16 protein-coding genes are annotated in these 16,008 nt (G+C 58.2%); 3 read left to right on the top strand and 13 right to left on the bottom strand.

Translation table 11 applies throughout. The features are described 5' to 3' along the window. Positions 1-93: 93 nt before the first annotated feature. Positions 94-474 carry a hypothetical protein gene (locus RDL77_RS20900; protein ID WP_288194569.1) on the bottom strand — a complete coding sequence of 127 codons (381 nt, stop codon included), beginning with the start codon at positions 472-474 and terminating at the stop codon, positions 94-96. A gap of 86 nt (positions 475-560) precedes the next feature. Then, entirely contained in the window at positions 561-1,082 is a 522-nt protein-coding gene (locus tag RDL77_RS20905; RefSeq protein ID WP_223615806.1) for a hypothetical protein, read from the bottom strand. 245 nt (positions 1,083-1,327) lie between these two features. Here RDL77_RS20905 and RDL77_RS20910 point away from each other — a divergent pair, with 245 nt between their 5' ends. After that, the gene (locus RDL77_RS20910; protein WP_223615807.1) at positions 1,328-1,735 is read left to right on the top strand and encodes a MucR family transcriptional regulator; all 408 of its coding nucleotides are present in this window, start codon (positions 1,328-1,330) and stop codon (positions 1,733-1,735) included. 269 nt (positions 1,736-2,004) lie between these two features. On the opposite strand, the gene RDL77_RS20915 is transcribed toward RDL77_RS20910, so the two are convergent. From RDL77_RS20915 to RDL77_RS20940, 6 genes are all read right to left on the bottom strand, one after another. Then, a complete protein-coding gene (locus RDL77_RS20915; protein WP_223615808.1) occupies positions 2,005-2,763 on the bottom strand; it encodes a FadR/GntR family transcriptional regulator in 759 nt (252 codons plus the stop codon). 1 nt (position 2,764) lies between these two features. Beyond that, positions 2,765-3,742: a galactofuranose ABC transporter, permease protein YjfF gene (gene yjfF / locus RDL77_RS20920; protein ID WP_288194570.1), complete on the bottom strand. Its 978-nt coding sequence runs from the start codon at positions 3,740-3,742 to the stop codon at positions 2,765-2,767. Continuing rightward, positions 3,739-4,755 carry an ABC transporter permease gene (locus RDL77_RS20925; protein WP_223615810.1) on the bottom strand — a complete coding sequence of 339 codons (1,017 nt, stop codon included), beginning with the start codon at positions 4,753-4,755 and terminating at the stop codon, positions 3,739-3,741. Before RDL77_RS20925 ends, yjfF begins: the two co-directional genes overlap by 4 nt. After that, the gene (gene ytfR, locus RDL77_RS20930) at positions 4,752-6,269 is read right to left on the bottom strand and encodes a galactofuranose ABC transporter, ATP-binding protein YtfR (protein WP_288194571.1); all 1,518 of its coding nucleotides are present in this window, start codon (positions 6,267-6,269) and stop codon (positions 4,752-4,754) included. The genes RDL77_RS20925 and ytfR overlap by 4 nt, the downstream gene beginning before the upstream one ends. Positions 6,270-6,345: 76 nt before the next feature. After that, entirely contained in the window at positions 6,346-7,302 is a 957-nt protein-coding gene (ytfQ, locus tag RDL77_RS20935; RefSeq protein ID WP_223615812.1) for a galactofuranose ABC transporter, galactofuranose-binding protein YtfQ, read from the bottom strand. Positions 7,303-7,549: 247 nt separating this feature from the next. After that, a complete protein-coding gene (locus RDL77_RS20940; protein WP_288194572.1) occupies positions 7,550-8,830 on the bottom strand; it encodes an O-antigen ligase in 1,281 nt (426 codons plus the stop codon). Positions 8,831-9,276: 446 nt separating this feature from the next. Here RDL77_RS20940 and RDL77_RS20945 point away from each other — a divergent pair, with 446 nt between their 5' ends. Next, entirely contained in the window at positions 9,277-9,423 is a 147-nt protein-coding gene (locus RDL77_RS20945; protein ID WP_288194573.1) for a hypothetical protein, read from the top strand. A 21-nt stretch (positions 9,424-9,444) separates the two neighbouring features. Here RDL77_RS20945 and cysE read toward each other — a convergent pair whose 3' ends face one another. From cysE to RDL77_RS20970, 5 genes are all read right to left on the bottom strand, one after another. Next, a complete protein-coding gene (gene cysE, locus RDL77_RS20950; RefSeq protein ID WP_288194574.1) occupies positions 9,445-10,254 on the bottom strand; it encodes a serine O-acetyltransferase in 810 nt (269 codons plus the stop codon). A gap of 12 nt (positions 10,255-10,266) precedes the next feature. After that, entirely contained in the window at positions 10,267-11,598 is a 1,332-nt protein-coding gene (locus RDL77_RS20955; protein ID WP_288194575.1) for an FAD-binding oxidoreductase, read from the bottom strand. 247 nt (positions 11,599-11,845) lie between these two features. Then, entirely contained in the window at positions 11,846-14,140 is a 2,295-nt protein-coding gene (locus RDL77_RS20960) for a xanthine dehydrogenase family protein molybdopterin-binding subunit (RefSeq protein WP_288194576.1), read from the bottom strand. Then, positions 14,137-15,120, bottom strand: coding sequence for a xanthine dehydrogenase family protein subunit M (locus RDL77_RS20965; protein ID WP_288194577.1), 984 nt, complete (start codon positions 15,118-15,120; stop codon positions 14,137-14,139). The genes RDL77_RS20960 and RDL77_RS20965 overlap by 4 nt, the downstream gene beginning before the upstream one ends. Continuing rightward, positions 15,117-15,593, bottom strand: a complete 477-nt coding sequence (locus RDL77_RS20970; RefSeq protein WP_288194578.1) for a (2Fe-2S)-binding protein — start codon at positions 15,591-15,593, stop codon at positions 15,117-15,119. The genes RDL77_RS20965 and RDL77_RS20970 overlap by 4 nt, the downstream gene beginning before the upstream one ends. A 212-nt stretch (positions 15,594-15,805) precedes the next feature. On the opposite strand from RDL77_RS20970, the gene RDL77_RS20975 reads away from it, so the two are divergent. Beyond that, positions 15,806-16,008, top strand: a 203-nt coding sequence (locus RDL77_RS20975) for a TetR/AcrR family transcriptional regulator (protein WP_288194581.1), incomplete at its 3' end; no start/stop codon positions are given.

Raw genomic sequence — 16,008 nt, forward strand, 5'->3', positions numbered from 1 at the left:
CGTGGTATGCACGGCAGTCAGCGCAGCAGACGCTACGCGGCTTGACGAGCGGTGGTACCACTCGTCGGAATGACGCTCGCGCGTCGATGACAATCAGATGCTTGGAGGTCGGTGCGGCGGATCGCCTATGCGTGACGCCAATGCTTCAAAGACAGCGGGATGAAGCAGGTCCTTTTGCCCGAAGATCGAAAAAGTATCGACATCCGCCATCGACAGGCTGGAAAAGCTGGCGACACACAGAACGTTCAATGGGCAGTCCTTGGAACAGTCTGGAACCTTGACCTGCTTTTCCGGGCAGCATGACATATCTATCGGCATGCCTGCCGTTTCAACCTTGTCGCCCATGCCCATCATGACGGGCATGTTCTGGTCGGCCATAGCCGCACCGCTCACGAAAACCGCCATCGGCCCGAGCAGGAGCCCGAGCAAAGCGAAAGCAAACATGAACATACGGATGGCAGAATATCTCGTCATTGATCTCTATCTGACACAAGCGTCTCGACCTGAACAGGGGCTCACCGGAAGTTGATGCAATTCCTGCCGGAAAGGATCGTTCAATGTTACCGCGCGTCCCGCTTCGCCTGCGCCACCTTTGCCGCTGCCCGCTGCCGCCCGCGCTCCATTGGCCGAATTAAGCTTCCAACCTTGGAGTTTTCGATGACCCGCAAACCTTGATGCGCGTGACGCGTGTTCAGCTCAGCGGCATCTTTTCTCGCGCCTTGCTTCATGTTCAACGCCTTGCGTGCATTTTCAATCAGTTCGATGCTTGCCGTCAGTCGACGGCGGCGTTCAATTTCATTGTTGAGACGACGCATCGCCATGGCGAGAACCGCAACCTTCAATTGAGAACCGTCGTCTTTGGTCGATGCTGTTGCACCCTTCGGTGCCGCTTTGCCACGCATTTCGCGGCGACGGCGATGCGCCTGCGTTTGGGCTTTGTCCCGCTGCCCGCGCAACAGCTTGACCAAATTGGCCAGTTCCGCGTCATTCAAGTCCTGCAGCTCAGGATGGTGGGATTTGTCGACGAGGCCTCGCTCTTCCGCACTCAAAGCGCGCGCTTCTTCCTTACGTGAAATGGCCATGCTGTTTCCTCCCATTATAATCGTTCGCATGAAGCGAATGTGTCGAAATGCGCAATCTTCGGATCAAATCAAAATACAAAACAACGCCGCCTTATTGCTGCATAAAGCCTCCTCGTTTCTCGAATATTTTTCACTTCAATCTTTAATTTGCATCCAATTCAATTTAATGTACTTCAGCGAATACTTATATATCCGACAGACACAAAGTCAAAAGGATCATCGTGAAAGACGACCGGAATGACACATTGAAACATAAAGTTCTGCTTGTCGAATTGTCAGCCAAATTGGCGGCGGCTTATGTTCGGCGCAGTTCGATACCCTGGACCGAATTGCCCAAGGTCATTACGGAAATTCACGCCGCGCTTGACAAAGTTGCGCTTGAAAATGCGCCGCTTCCCGTAGCGCAAAAGGCAGCGCCAGCCGTTAATCCGAACAAATCGATATTGGCCGATTACATCATATGCCTGGATGACGGAAAGAAGTTCAAAACTTTGAAGCGTCATATTATGAACGAGTATGGACTAACGCCGGAAGCTTATCGCGAAAAATGGAGCCTGGACTCGTCTTATCCGATGGTTGCACCCAATTATTCGACCAGGCGCTCTGCTCTGGCAAAAGAAAATGGTCTTGGCCGAAAACGGATGGGTTTATAGTCGGGGGCCGCAGCTCTATCTACCTGAAGCGTGAATGCCAGAGCGCCAGTCACACCATTTTCTCCCGTCGAAACATAACCAAATATATGGCGTCGTGACTTAAGCCGCCGGAAATGGGACAATCGGGCGATTTTATCGCTGAACATTCCGGCTCGAATCCTGATCGTCGAGGTTGATCGCGATATCGCGAGCATGCTTGCGGAACGACCCCATTCTGTGGCGATGCCCCCGGTGCTGTCATCAGGGGTGGCCGGGAAGCGCTGACAGCATCAATCGGCGTTCTGCACGCCTTTTGTCGCGGCAAGAACGCGTTCCGCACCGTCCTCGATAACCCCGCGCATGGCCTTTTTGGCAGCACTCACATTGCGGTCCCTGATCGCATCGGCAATGGCCCTGTGGCGCGCCACCGAATAGCTGTGGCGCTCGGGGTTCGGGATCGGCGAGCTGATCGTGAACGTGGTCACCAACGCCACCTCGATCAGCGCGCTGATCGAGCGCATGAAGGGATTGTGAGACGCATCGGCAATGGCGATATGAAATTGAAGATCGCTGTCAACGAAACTGGATGCGGATTGGCCCGCCTCCCCCATTCTTTCAACCCACTTATAGAGTGTTTCGAGCTGAGTGGTCGTTCTGCGGCGCGCGGCGAGGCCCGCCGCTTCTGGTTCGAGCGCCAGACGCATTTCCAGAAGGCTCGACAGAAATTCCGGCGTGGGGCCGGCCTCGAAATGCCAGACCAGAATGTCCGGGTCGAACAGATTCCAATGCGAGCGCTCGAGCACGCGCGTGCCAATCTTGGCGCGCGGCTGAATCAGGCCTTTGGCCGCCAGCGTCTTCAGTGCTTCGCGCAGCACCGTCCGCGATACGCCGAAGCGCTCGAACAGCTCGGCGTCACCCGGCAGAATGCTGTTCTCCGCGTAGTCACCGCTGATGATGCGCAAGCCGAGCGCGCGCATGACATGGCCGTGATGCGTGTGCGAATGGCCTGCCGTCCGGAAATCGTAGTTTGAAAGGTCGTTGCGTGGCAAATCACCCCCCACTGGTTGCCGTTGTTCTCTTCAGTGACAGGAACACCAATATGCGTTGCAAGGCAATGAACGAGAAGAGAAGGACACCGACAACGATTTTTGTCCACCAGCTGGACAGGGTTCCATCAAAGACGATGTAAGTCTGGATAATCCCCTGGATGATCACGCCGATGAACGTACCGGCGATATAACCGACACCCCCGGTCAGCAATGTCCCCCCGATCACCACTGCCGCGATGGTATCGAGTTCGACGCCGACAGCGGCGAGCGAATAACCCGCAGAAGTGTAAAGCGAAAAGACAATTCCGGCGAGCCCCGACAGGAAGCCCGACATCGCATAGATGCCGATCGTGGTCCTGGCAACCGGCACGCCCATCAGCTCGGCCGACGTGCGGTTTCCGCCCACCGCATAGATGTAGGAACCGAACTTGCTGAAATGCGCAACGACGATACCGACCAAAAATACCAGCACCATGAGGCAACCGATGAAGGTCAGCCGTCCGCCGCCTGGCAACCGGTAGAACAGCCCCTGCAATGCCGTATAGATCGGGTGATCGATCGGGATTGAATCCGTTGTCATCACGAAGCACATGCCCCGTGCCAGAAACATGCCAGCCAGCGTGACGATGAAGGACGGCACTTCAAGGTAATGGATGATCGCGCCCATGCTTGCCCCGAAAGCCGTGGTGATCAAAAGCGCGATTGCAAAGGCAATCAGCGGATGAACGCCATAATGCGTGATGAGGACGGCCAGAAGCACCCCGGTAAAGGCAATCACCGATCCCACAGAGAGGTCAATGCCGCCGGAAAGAATGACGAACGTCATGCCGACAGCGGCAATTCCCAGAAAGGCATTGTCCGTCAGCAGATTACCGGCAACGCGGGTCGAGAACATCGCCGGAAACTGGAAAACACACGCAGCGTAGGCAATGAGGCAGATGAGCAGTGTGGCACAAAGGGGCAAAAGGCGTGTGTTCATTGTCTCTTTCCCCCCTTCGAGCGGAATTCCCCCTTGAGAAATGCCCATCCGCCCAGGGATGAAAATGACTGTGCCAGCAGGATGACAATGATGACCAGCGCTTTCAGGATGAGATTGTATTCGGGCGGGAAGCCGGACAGCAATATCCCCGTGTTCATCGCCTGAATGATGACTGCGCCAAGCGCTGACATGAGAATGGAAAAACGGCCGCCAAACAGTGAGGTCCCGCCGACGACAACCGCGAGAATTGCATCCAGTTCCAGCCAGAGACCCGCATTGTTGGCATCGGCACCGCGAATATCCGCGGCAATGATGATCCCGGCCAGTGAAGCGCAAAACCCGCAAAACCCGTAGATGACGAGCAGCAGCAGTTTGCTGTTCAGTCCGGCATAGCTGCTCGCGCTTCGATTGATGCCGATCGATTCGATCAGCAGCCCGATTGCCGTGCGCCTGACCACGGCAATCGCCACGACGAGAAGCGAGACCGCGATCAGGATGGGCATGGGAATGCCGGCAAAAGAGCCTGTTCCGAAGAAGATCAGGCCGGGCTCGGTGAAGGTGACAATCGAACCCTCGGTGATCAGCTGCGCAATGCCGCGGCCGGCCACCATGAGGATCAAGGTCGCCACGATGGGTTGCAGGTCGAAATAGGCGACGAGAATGCCGTTCCACAGGCCGCACGCCAGACCCGTGCCGAGGGCGGCAACAATGACGACAGGCAGGGGATAACCGGCGACGGTCATGGTTGCAGCCAGCGCGCCCGAGACGGCCATGACGGCGCCGACCGAAAGATCGACACCGCGGCTGGCGATGACAGCGGTCATGCCGATTGCCAGGATGATCACCGGGGCACCGCGATTGAGGACATCGATCAGGCTGCCGAACAGCCGGCCGTCCTGAAGACGTATTTCGAAAAATCCGGGGAATGCCAGATAATTGAGAAACAGTATGAGCATCAGCGAAAGCAGCTGCGGCATGGCTTTCGTCAACGCTGCAGTATTCAGACGGATCATGCAGGGACCCCTTCAGATTCAGCAGCAATGATCTGCATGATGTTTGATGTCGTGATATCGTCACCGGAAATTTCCCCGCGATGCGCGCGATCCCGCAGGACAATGACACGGGTGCTGTAGGCAACGATTTCCTCGATCTCCGAGGAGATGACAAGCAGTGCCATGCCATCGTCGCAAAGCCGGTTGATCAGCGCGATGATCTCGGCATGCGCGCCCACATCGATACCGCGCGTCGGCTCATCGAGAATGAGAAACCGGGGATTGGTTGCAAGCCAGCGGGCAAGAATAACCTTCTGCTGGTTGCCGCCGGATAGAAATTTGATCGGCTTCTCAATATCCGTGGTGCGGATATCGAGCGCCTTGACGAATTTGTCGGCCAGGCTGATCTGCTCACGGCTCGACAACCGGTTGAACCAGCCTTTCTGGGCCTGCAACGCCAGGCAAATATTCTCGCGCACGGAAAGGTCGCCTATGATTCCGTCGGACTTGCGATCTTCCGGGCACAGACCGAACCCGCAGGCGACAGCGTCCTGCGGTGTGCGGATGAGTACGGGATGTCCGTCTATGCGGATATGCCCCGTGTCCGCGGCGTCGATTCCGAACAGGATTTTGGCGGTCTCCGTGCGGCCGGATCCCAAAAGCCCCGCCATGCCGATCACTTCACCTTCACCGATATCGAGATCGAACGGCGCAATGCTGCGGCTGCGCCCAAGTCCCTTGAAAGAGAACGGTTTGATGGCGGGGACAGGCCGGTCATGGCGCGTATTGTGCGTTGCGACCGCCAAGGCCCGTCCAAGCATCAGGGAAACCAGATCGATCTTTGGAAGTTCCGCAGTCAAAGCGCTGCCGGCCAGCTTTCCGTTGCGCAGGACCGTGACCCGATCACAGATTTCATAGACCTGATCGAGGAAATGCGTAATGAAAACAATACCAAAGCCGCGTGCGCGCAACTGGCGGAGTATGGCGAACAGGATCTCGGTCTCATGGCGATCAAGACTGGCGGTCGGTTCATCAAGGACAAGAACGCGCCCCGACATATCGACAGCGCGGGCGATTGCCACGAGTTGCTGCACAGCAACGGAGTAACGGGACAAATCGGACGAAACATCCAGATGCAGGTCATATTGCGCCAGCAATTCCCGCGCCTGTTTTTCCATCAGCTTGCGGTTGACAAAGCCGAACCGCATTGGCTGGCGCCCGATGAAGAGATTATCGGCAACGGACATATTGGGCAGCAGATTCACTTCCTGGTAAACTGTACCGATACCGAGATGTTGTGCATGCTGCGTATCCCGCATGGCCACCGGTTGCCCGTCGATTTTGATCACGCCGGCATCCGGCTGGTGGACACCAGTCAGCACTTTGATCAGCGTTGATTTCCCCGCGCCATTTTCGCCGAGAAGCGCATGGATTTCCCCCGGCCTGACGGTGAAATCAACGCCATCCAACGCTTTGAAACCAACAAATGATTTGGAAATACCCTCTACCGCAAGAAGACCGGGTTTGTCCGTCATTGCGCCGTCTCCCCATCAGCGGATTTCCGATCGGTAACCAGCCGCCCGAACGGGACGGCTGGCACGGTGGTCCTGATCAGTATCCCAGGCCCTTCTTTTCCTCGTAGACCTTCTTCGGGTCATCGGCCTGTGTGTAGAGCTTCGATTCCGTCTGTATCCACTTTGGCGGGGCTTTTCCGCTGTCCTTGAATGCCTTCAAGGCATCAAAGGCTGGTCCCGCCATGTTCGGGGTCAGCTCAACCGTTGCGTTCGCTTCCCCTTCGGACATCGCCTTGAAAATATCAGGCACCGCATCGACAGACACGACGAGAATGTCCTTGCCCGGCTTCAACCCGGCTTCCTTGATTGCCTGGATCGCACCAACGGCCATATCGTCATTGTGCGCATAGAGAGCGCAGATATTCTTGCCGCCGTTCTCCGCCTTGAGAAAGCCTTCCATGACTTCCTTGCCCTTGGAACGGGTAAAGTCGCCAGTCTGGCTGCGGGTAATCTTGATATTGGTGGCCGAGGCGATTCCGTCCTCGAAACCCTTCTTGCGGTTGATGGCAGGACTTGAACCAACCGTTCCCTGCAATTCAACAACCTTGCAGTCCTTGCCGGCCACCGCTTTGACGAGCCATTCGCCGGCAACCTTGCCTTCATGGACGGTATCGGACGTAACCGCAGTCAAATAGAGACCGTCATTGGCTGTTTCGATGGTGCGGTCCAAAAGAATGACCGGGATCTTGGCTTCCTTGGCCTCGGCAAGAACAGTGTCCCACCCTGTCGCCACGACCGGGGCGATGAAGATGGCGTCGACACCTTGCGCAATAAAGCCGCGGATCGCCTTGATCTGGTTTTCCTGCTTCTGCTGGGCATCGGCAATTTTGAGATCGACGCCGCGTTTCTTGGCTTCGATCTTCGACACGGATGTTTCAGCCGCACGCCAGCCCGACTCCGAGCCGATCTGTGAAAAACCGACTGTCAAATCAGCCGCATGCGCAGCACCAGCGCACAACATGGCAACCGTGCTGGCAAGCAGAATTCTCTTCATGGAAATCATGACGTCTCCTCCCGAAATTGGTCAAATTTACAAGATCCTCCCAGACCTCAGGCGTATTACTATAATATAGTAATACAAATAACAAGACGGTTTTGAGTCACGACAAAGCGCCCGGTTGCGGGCAGCAGCCGAGGGAAATCTGTCACGGAAAGATAGCGAGAATGCCAAGTACCGAAGCGCGTGCGGGGCGCGTCAGCCCGACGGATTGTCATGAAACTCCATCGGTTATCGGGATGGTTTACGTGGGCTGCGCCGACAAGGCACCCGTTGCCACCCTTGGCACGGCACTCTCGATCATGTCCGACTTGGCCTGAAAACGCAGGCCAAAGACGGCAATGAGCAGCGCGAACCAGACCGGATTGCGATTCTGGAAGAAAAGGGTGTCCGTACAGCTCGCAAAAATCACGTAGAGCCAAATACGGGAGAAAAGGCGCGTCAGATGCGGGTTTCCTCCCTGTTCTTCTGCCCGCTCGATATAAATGATCGGCAGAATCAACAGCCAGACGAAGATGAGTATGAGGCCGGGAATTCCAGCTGAAACGAGCGTATCAACATAGCCATTGTGGGCGGTTCCCGCGTTCAACGCTCCGCTTTCGATCTGGCCGCCGCCATAAATCAGTTCAGGAGACCCCCAGAACACGTCAAAGCCGTATCCGGTGATCGGCTGCCGTGCCACCGCATTGATCGCAAGCCGCCAAATATCGGTGCGTGTCGTGAATGTCGGGTCTATTCCGACCGAGGCCAGCAGCTCGCGCACCGGCTCGAGAAAAGCCGCGCCGACCGTGACGAAGTTGATGGCGATAATTCCGCCCAGAACGATGAGGAAACGCAGCGATCGCAAACGCTCGAACAGGGCTGCAAGAACAAGCGTGGCCGGCAGAGCTGCCGAAGAGGTTTTACCACCGGTCCTGAACAGGAAGTATGTTGACAGGACGACAATGACAACGGCCCTCAGGCGCAGATGGGATGACCATGCGTACAGGCCGAAGAAGACCGATATGACCATCACGCCTGCGGTGATGTTCTTGTGCGAGAACTGACCGCGCCAATCGCCTGCCAGTTCCCGTTCGGCAAAATCGCCGATATTGTGAATCGCATATTGCGGCCAGACCGTGACGCCCCAATAAGCGAATCCCAGCATCACCAGGGTGGCCAAACTCAGAAGTGCCGCAAAATGCCGCTCCGATTTTGGCAGGAGCAGGAATATGCTCGCGTTCATGCAAACCAGTGCGCCAAGAATGGCCCTTTTCACGGCAACGTCCGGGTGAAGCGACAGGATCGAAACGAAGATATACCAGATGAAAATTGCCGAAAGCAGAGCGGCTGGCTGCAGGATCATTCGCCGGAGGGGGTGTCGCAAACCGAAGAAGAGCAGCATGGCGGAGAGGAGCAGCATCACCGCCTGATAAAGTGCGTCGGAGCGCGGATCGGCGGGATTGATGACAGCGCTCAAATCGGGAAATGGAGTCGTGGTAATCCAGAATAGAAAGAATATCCCCAGAAACACAAAGGTGCGCATCAGGGTCTGGCTGACCCGAATGGTGTTTTGCCCTGTATCGTCATGCCCGCCCCCAAGTGCGGATGTTGATTTTCACCGGCAATCGACCGGTGTTTTTCCTTGGAACCATCCGCCTCCCGACTATGTTTCAGATTGCGCAATGGGGTCAAGTGCAATGAATAGGCATATTGCAATGTCGTTGTTCAAAAATGACGGGAGCGATCAACCGCCATCTCTATGGTGATCCAAGCACCGGTTAGACTTGTCCGAACGCAACGCGATTGTGGCGGTAATAATTTTCAATTCTTGCGCGACTTGAAGAAACCCATGTCCAGACACCCCGGCTGAAAAGGATTTCAATGGGAATCGTGATGCATGAACACGGCGACAACAAACCGATGCGTATCGAAGACATTCAAACAATGGCTCCATTGTCCGAATTCGAAATTCGCGAATTGCTCCGGAAAATGTTGAAACTCACCGAAGATGCCCGCGGTGCGACGCCCACCGGCCGTCACGAGCTGGATGTCGTGCAAAATGTCCTGAAATTCTCGATGGCGCGGCTGAAAGAAACTGACAAGCGCGGAATAGCCAACGACAATCCGACGGGATAGGCCGATCGTCTTCCGCAGAGTTCAAAGCCCGACATCATAAAGAATTTGGTTCATGGAACGGGCTGGCTCCCTTTCCTGCACGCCGCCGATGACCTTGGCGGGAACACCTGCCACCGTTTTCCTGTTTTCGACGGATTTCAGGACAACCGAACCGGCGCCGATCTTGGAATTGACGCCGATCTCGATATTGCCAAGAACGGTGGCACTGGCACCGATGAGAACGCCGTGGCGCACCTTGGGATGCCGGTCTCCGGTGTCCTTCCCCGTACCGCCCAGCGTCACGCCCTGCAGAATGGAAACATTGTCTTCGATCACGGCGGTTTCGCCGACGACGATGCCGGTGGCATGATCAAAGAACACACCCTTTCCCATGCGCACGGCGGGATGAATGTCGACCTGCAGAACACGTGACGATCGCGATTGCAGGAAAGCAGCCATATCCTCCCGGCCCGTATTCCACAAATGGTGGGCAAACCGGTGGACCTGGATCGCGTGGAACCCCTTGAGATAGAGCAGCACATGCAATGCGCTCCTGGTGGCAGGATCGCGCTCAAGGACGGCGCTGACATCCGCCTCCATTCCGGACAGCACCGCCCGGTTCTCTTTCAGCACGCCGCTGAACAGATCCCATAGTTTTTCGCTTGTCACGACCGGGCTGGCGAGAACATCCGCCAGCTGCTGGCACAGCGCATCCTCAGGATTGTCGAAGCGCAATACCGCGTGCTGCAGAAACGCGGAAAGCGTCGGTTCGCGCTCGCTCACCGTCGCTGCCTCTGTAAGAATACGCGACCATAGTGCGCGCTTTTTTGAAACTGCCGTTGCATTGGTCATTGTGCACCACACTCAAAATCCGGTGATCGGCGTTATCTTGGACCCGTCACTGAAACGGGAAAACCGGAAAGCCGCCGCGTCCACCACCGGCGTGCGCCCGGTCACGATATCGGCCATCAAACGCCCGGCAGCCGGTCCTATGCCGAACCCATGGCCGGAAAAGCCCGTGGCGATGTGAAAGCCGGGGATTTCGTCGACGGCCGAAATGACAGGTATAGCATCAGGCGTGGCGTCGATATAGCCGGCCCAGCGCTGGGCAATCTCCGCCTGATTGAATACGGGAAATGCCGCTTTGAGGCTGTCGAAAAAGCGGTTCGACAGATCGAGCGATGGTTTGGGATCAAGGACCCGGTGATACTCGAACGGGCTTGCCTCATCCATTTTCCATTTGGCCGGCATGCGCGCCTCGTCAAAGAAACGGCCGCCCAAGCGAAAGGACAGGGAATTCCATTCCAGTTTCAGTGCCGGCAGGAACTGCCGCGCATAGCGGAATGATTTCGGCACGATATCGACAATGTTCTCATGGCCGGAGGCAATGGTGTATCCCCCGTCCTGACGCTTGCGGATGGCAAAATCCTTGGACCAGAGCGCCGTTTCCGGGCCTCCCTGCAGCGGCTTGGTGCGGATGACGGTGTTCAGCACCTTGAGTTGCGGCAGGTCGATGCCATAGAGGCCGCAAAACAGATTGGACCACGCGCCGCCGGCGAGCACGACCGCACTGCATCCGATTGTCCCCCGTTCCGTGACAACACCGGATATCTTGCCGCCGGTTGTTTCGATGCCCCGCACCGCGCATTCCGTGAGGATGGACGCGCCTTTGTCACGCGCCGCTTCAGCGATGGCGGGTGCCGCCTTCTGCGGTTCAGCCCGCCCATCGACGGGAGTATACAGGGCACCTTTCAGGGGCAGATGTCCGCCCGGCAGAAGATCGTCGAGCTCCTTGCCGCTGATCATGCGGCTCTCCAGCTGATAACCCTCCAGATTCTGCAGCCAGCGCTGGTTTTCCTCGTAGGATTTGTCATCCGGCGCGGTGAACAGAATACCCGCACGCGTATACCCGGTATCGCGGCCAAGCCGCTGATCAAAACCGGACCACAGGCGCAACGCCTCCGCCATCAGCGGCACTTCGCGCGGGTCACGGCGCGATATACGCACCCATCCCCAATTGCGGCTGGATTGTTCCTGGCCGATGCCGCCCTTTTCACACAGGGCCACCTTGAGGCCCCGTTCGGCCAGTTCGAGCGCCGTCGAGGCTCCTATGATACCGCCGCCGACAACGACTACATCCACCTTTTCCGGAAGGTCTTCGTCACCATGAACGCGCACAACATAAGGGCCAGGCATTGAACAGGTTTCCTCTCACCAACAATCGATCATACAGGTCTACCAGCGTGGCAACGCCGTGGCAGATGCTTTTCAGCCATGCCATTACGCCGCCGCTGCTGCAAGGTAGAGAAGATCAGTTTCGAGAGGAGGCATTGTTTTGCCAATGACCGCCTATCTCCGCAGGAATATGCTCAAACAAGCGTGTTTCGCGCCATGCATGCGCGAAACACATATCGTCAGATGGCTTCCTGTCTGCGGGCAGGCCTTACAGGAGCTTATCGAGAGTGATCGGCAGGTCCCGGATGCGTTTTCCCGTGGCATGAAAAACCGCGTTCGCTATGGCCGGAGCCACGCCAACGATCGGCAATTCTCCAACCGCCTTGCCGCCGAGCACGGAAGCATGATGATCGGGGATACCCACGGAGATCACCTGCAGATCCGGGATATCCGCATTGGTCGCCACGAGATAGTCGCCGAGATTGTTGTTGATCACGCGGGCGTAGCGCGGATCGACGACGCCCTCCTCCAGCAGTGCCTGGCCGATGCCCATGATGATGCCGCCCCGCCACTGGCTTTCCGCCAGCTTGGGATTGTACAGGCGGCCTGAATCAAGCGCCGAGACCATGCGCGAGACACGCACGGTGCCGAAATCCGCATCAACCCGCACCTCGACAAAATGCGCGCACCAGCTGTGCAGGGAATAGCCGCCTTCCGTTGGAGGCTTCATCGTCATCATGGTGGTGAAGTTGTTGTAGCGGTCCTGCGTGTTCTTCTTGTCCTCCGGCAGGGTATCGCGCAACGCCTCAACCTTTTCCTGCCCGATGACGCTCATGAAATCGGCGATGGAAATATTGGGCTTTTCACTCCGCGGCGTCGAAATCACGCCATCGGCAATGGTCAGGGTATTGGTCTGCTGATCGAGAAAAGGCGAACTCGGATGATTGAGCGCAAGACCGATCAGCTCATCGCGTGCCGCGTGGGCTGCCTTGTGGACAGCGCCCGTCATCAGGTTGGCAAGTTGCGAGCCGCCGGCAACCGGTGCCCGGGGCAAGGCGGAGTCTCCGAGTTTCACGCGAACCCGGTCAACCGGAATGCCCAGAACCTCAGCGGCGGTCTGGGCAAGGATCGTATAGGTTCCCTGCCCCATGTCGATGCTGCTGCTCGCGACCTCCGCCGTGCCATCGGCGAGAATGCGGACCAGCGCCTCACCAGGTGTGCGCCGCACCGGATAGGTCCCTGCCGCGACACCCCAGCCGATCAGCTGGTTGCCTTCGCGCATCGAACGCGGCGCCGGCGAGCGCTTTGACCAGCCGAAGGCTTCCGCGCCTGCGGCGAAGGCCTCCCGCAGCCGACGGGTCGACCAGGGAATTTTCGCCTCCGGATCTTCCTCGGCATAGTTCAGCAGGCGGATCTGCAGGGGATCGATGCCCACTTCATAGGCAAGCTCATCGATCGCCGATTCAATGCCGAACGCGCTGGGGTTTTCTCCCGGCGCCCGCAGGGCACCCGGGGTGACCGTGTTGAGCGGAATGACATTCTGCCGCGAGCTGAAATTGGGCACCGCATACATGATCGCGGTGACAGAACCGAGCGGCTCGACCGCAACGCCAAGCATCGATGTCTCGTTGACGCCATGCTGCACGACGGAAAGGAGTTTGCCCTCCCTGGTTGCCCCAAGGGCCAATGTCTGACGGGTGGCGGGACGGCCGCCATAGGCGGTGAAGGTTTGCGGACGCGTGACTACAAGCTTCACCGGTTTGCCAAGCATCCGCGCGGCGATCGCGGCAACGGCGCCATGCGGCAGCGACAGCGCTTTCGAGCCGAAGCCGCCGCCGATATAGGGCGAGATCATGCGGACATTCTCGAACGGTATGTCAAACCATTCGGCGTAAGAACGGGCCATGCCGTCGATCCATTGGCTTGGCTCCCATAGCGTGAGGCTGTCCCCCTCCCACTGCGCGATGATGCCGTGCGGTTCGATGGCAACGTTGTATTCGCGCGGCGTCCGGTATTCCTGTTCGATCCGCACCGGAGCCTCGGCCAATGCCTTCTCGGCATCGCCCCGGGACATCGTCATGCGCTCGATCGGCACCCCGTCCCCGGCCCTGGGGTCGTCGAGGCCGTAAACATGCTCCTTTTCCTCATAAGTGACCCTGATGAGGGCGGCGGCGGCCGTGGCCTGCTCCAGGGTCTCGGCCACAACGGCAGCGATGTGCTGGCCATTGAAGCTCACAATCCTCGGCAGCGCCAGAAACGGACCTTCCGGGCCGGGCGTACCGGCCCACGTCGTCGCTGACTTCAGCGGCATGATATTGTCGGGCGTCAACACCAGGAGCACGCCCGGCGATGCTTCCGCAGCCTTGGCATCGACGGATGTTACGATACCGGCTGCAATCGTGCTCTGCACCGTTACGGCATGGACCAGCCCCTCGATCTGATGTTCGACCGCATAGGTCGCACTGCCGGTGATTTTGGCGGGGCCATCGAGCCTTGACAGGCGTCCGCCGAGATTGCCGTCGGATGCATCGCCATGCTTGGCCTTTGGATTGATGAAAGTCATGCCAGACCTCCCAGTTGCAGGACAGCGCGCGTGATCACACGCGGAGCAAGATCGATCTTGTAGTGGTTCGCGCCGTGATCAGCCGCGCCATGCATGGAAAGGAGACTGGCCTGACGGACCAGCTCCGGTTCCAGCACCTTGCCGATCAATGCCGCCTCCACCGCGCGGGCCCGCCACGGCTTCGTTGCAACGCCCCCAAGGGCTATGCGCACATCGCGAACCGTCCTTCCGTCGGCATCCAGTTCCAGCCCGACAGCGGCGCTGGCGGCAGCAAACTCATAGGACTGCCGGTCGCGGACCTTGAGGTAAGTGGAGCGCCGTGCGGCGGCTGATAGCGGTATTGTTACGGAGGTGATGATTTCGCCGCGCTCCATGGCGTGTTCGCGAGCCGGATGATTGCCGGGCAGCAGGAAGAAGTCATCGATCGGTATCTCGCGGCTTCCCAGATGCACAACCGCATCAAAGGCAACCAGCGCGACAGCCAGATCGCCCGGATAGGTGGCAATGCAGGCGTCGCTCGTTCCCAGAACCGCGTGATTGCGGGTCACGCCGCCAAGGGCAGTGCACCCGGAGCCGGGACTGCGCTTGTTGCAGGCGGGGAATACGGCCGCGTCACGGAAATAGGGACAGCGCGTGCGCTGCAGCAGGTTGCCGCCAATGGTCGCCATGTTGCGGATTTGCGCGGAGGCTGCCAGCGCCAGAGATTGCGTGACGGCCGGAAAGGCGTCCTGCATTGCGGGATGATCGGCCACCGCACTCATGCGGGCAAGCGATCCGATCGATGCCCGGGTCCTGTCGACCTCTATGCGGTCAAGGCCGGTGAGATGCGTGATATCGACGACGGTTTCCGGTTCGGCAACCCCGCATTTGGCAAGATCAAGCAATGTGGTGCCGCCGGCCAGGATCATGCTCCCGGCAAGCGCGGCGGCCGTGCGCGCCTCGTCCGCCGAACCTGCACGCAGATAGGTGAAATTCTTCATGATGCGGCCTCCGCAGCTTCACGGACAGCAGCCACGATATGGGAATAGGCCCCGCACCGGCAGAGGTTGCCCGACATATATTCACGAATCTCGTTGTCAGATCCCGCATGTCCTTCGCGAATGCAGGCAACCGCCGACATGATCTGTCCCGGCGTGCAATAACCGCACTGAAAGGCATCATGCTCGAGAAAGGCTGCCTGGACAGGATGCAATTCGCCATCTTCTGCCGCGATGCCTTCAATCGTGGTGATCGCGCGGCCCTCGGCCTGGGCGGCAAGCGTCAGGCAGGCGAGCACGCGTTTGCCATCGATGTGAACGGTGCAGGCGCCGCACTGCCCCTGATCGCAGCCCTTCTTGGTTCCGGTCAAACCAATATGCTCGCGCAGGGCGTCCAGCAGCGTCACACGCGGCTCGACGGCAAGCTGCTGCTCCCTGCCATTGATGTTCAGCTTCAAGTCGATTGTTCCGGTCATTCTATTGCTCCTGCTGTAGCGGATGCAGATTCAGTCGGCGGCCCGGGATGCGGACACCTGCCGCCTGCCAGAAAGTTCAAAACCAGCCTATGCGTATGAGAGACATGACACCGGCACCGATTCTGCGATAAGAAGGCAAACGGACTCCACTTAAACGGAGGGGCCTCCGCTTATCTTAAGACCTTGTTGCTCGTGGTCAAGCCCCCATGAGCATGGAGCAGATTTTGGTTGCCAAGCCGCCAGAAAATTCCGAGCCAACCCCGTCGGCAGCCAAGGGCATGCGCGCCGATGCGCGACGCAACCGGGAAAAGCTGCTCGAAGTCGCGGCAGCGGTTTTCTCGGAACGTGGCATTGAAGGCTCCCTCGAAGACATCGCGCGGCGCGCCGGTGTTGGCATCGGTACACTCTACCGTCA

The organism is uncultured Phyllobacterium sp. (genome assembly GCF_902479695.1).
In the GTDB taxonomy this organism is placed as follows: Bacteria; Pseudomonadota; Alphaproteobacteria; order Rhizobiales; family Rhizobiaceae; genus Phyllobacterium; species Phyllobacterium calauticae.

What these genes read in the sequence shown, in the direction of transcription:
- RDL77_RS20900 (WP_288194569.1), bottom strand. Translation starts at nt 474, where the DNA reads ATGACGAGATATTCTGCCATCCGTATGTTCATGTTTGCTTTCGCTTTG.
- RDL77_RS20905 (WP_223615806.1), bottom strand. Translation starts at nt 1,082, where the DNA reads ATGGCCATTTCACGTAAGGAAGAAGCGCGCGCTTTGAGTGCGGAAGAG.
- yjfF (WP_288194570.1), bottom strand. Translation starts at nt 3,742, where the DNA reads ATGAACACACGCCTTTTGCCCCTTTGTGCCACACTGCTCATCTGCCTC.
- RDL77_RS20925 (WP_223615810.1), bottom strand. Translation starts at nt 4,755, where the DNA reads ATGATCCGTCTGAATACTGCAGCGTTGACGAAAGCCATGCCGCAGCTG.
- ytfR (WP_288194571.1), bottom strand. Translation starts at nt 6,269, where the DNA reads ATGACGGACAAACCCGGTCTTCTTGCGGTAGAGGGTATTTCCAAATCA.
- ytfQ (WP_223615812.1), bottom strand. Translation starts at nt 7,302, where the DNA reads ATGAAGAGAATTCTGCTTGCCAGCACGGTTGCCATGTTGTGCGCTGGT.
- RDL77_RS20940 (WP_288194572.1), bottom strand. Translation starts at nt 8,830, where the DNA reads ATGCGCACCTTTGTGTTTCTGGGGATATTCTTTCTATTCTGGATTACC.
- RDL77_RS20945 (WP_288194573.1), top strand. Translation starts at nt 9,277, where the DNA reads ATGTTGAAACTCACCGAAGATGCCCGCGGTGCGACGCCCACCGGCCGT.
- cysE (WP_288194574.1), bottom strand. Translation starts at nt 10,254, where the DNA reads ATGACCAATGCAACGGCAGTTTCAAAAAAGCGCGCACTATGGTCGCGT.
- RDL77_RS20955 (WP_288194575.1), bottom strand. Translation starts at nt 11,598, where the DNA reads ATGCCTGGCCCTTATGTTGTGCGCGTTCATGGTGACGAAGACCTTCCG.
- RDL77_RS20960 (WP_288194576.1), bottom strand. Translation starts at nt 14,140, where the DNA reads ATGACTTTCATCAATCCAAAGGCCAAGCATGGCGATGCATCCGACGGC.
- RDL77_RS20965 (WP_288194577.1), bottom strand. Translation starts at nt 15,120, where the DNA reads ATGAAGAATTTCACCTATCTGCGTGCAGGTTCGGCGGACGAGGCGCGC.
- RDL77_RS20970 (WP_288194578.1), bottom strand. Translation starts at nt 15,593, where the DNA reads ATGACCGGAACAATCGACTTGAAGCTGAACATCAATGGCAGGGAGCAG.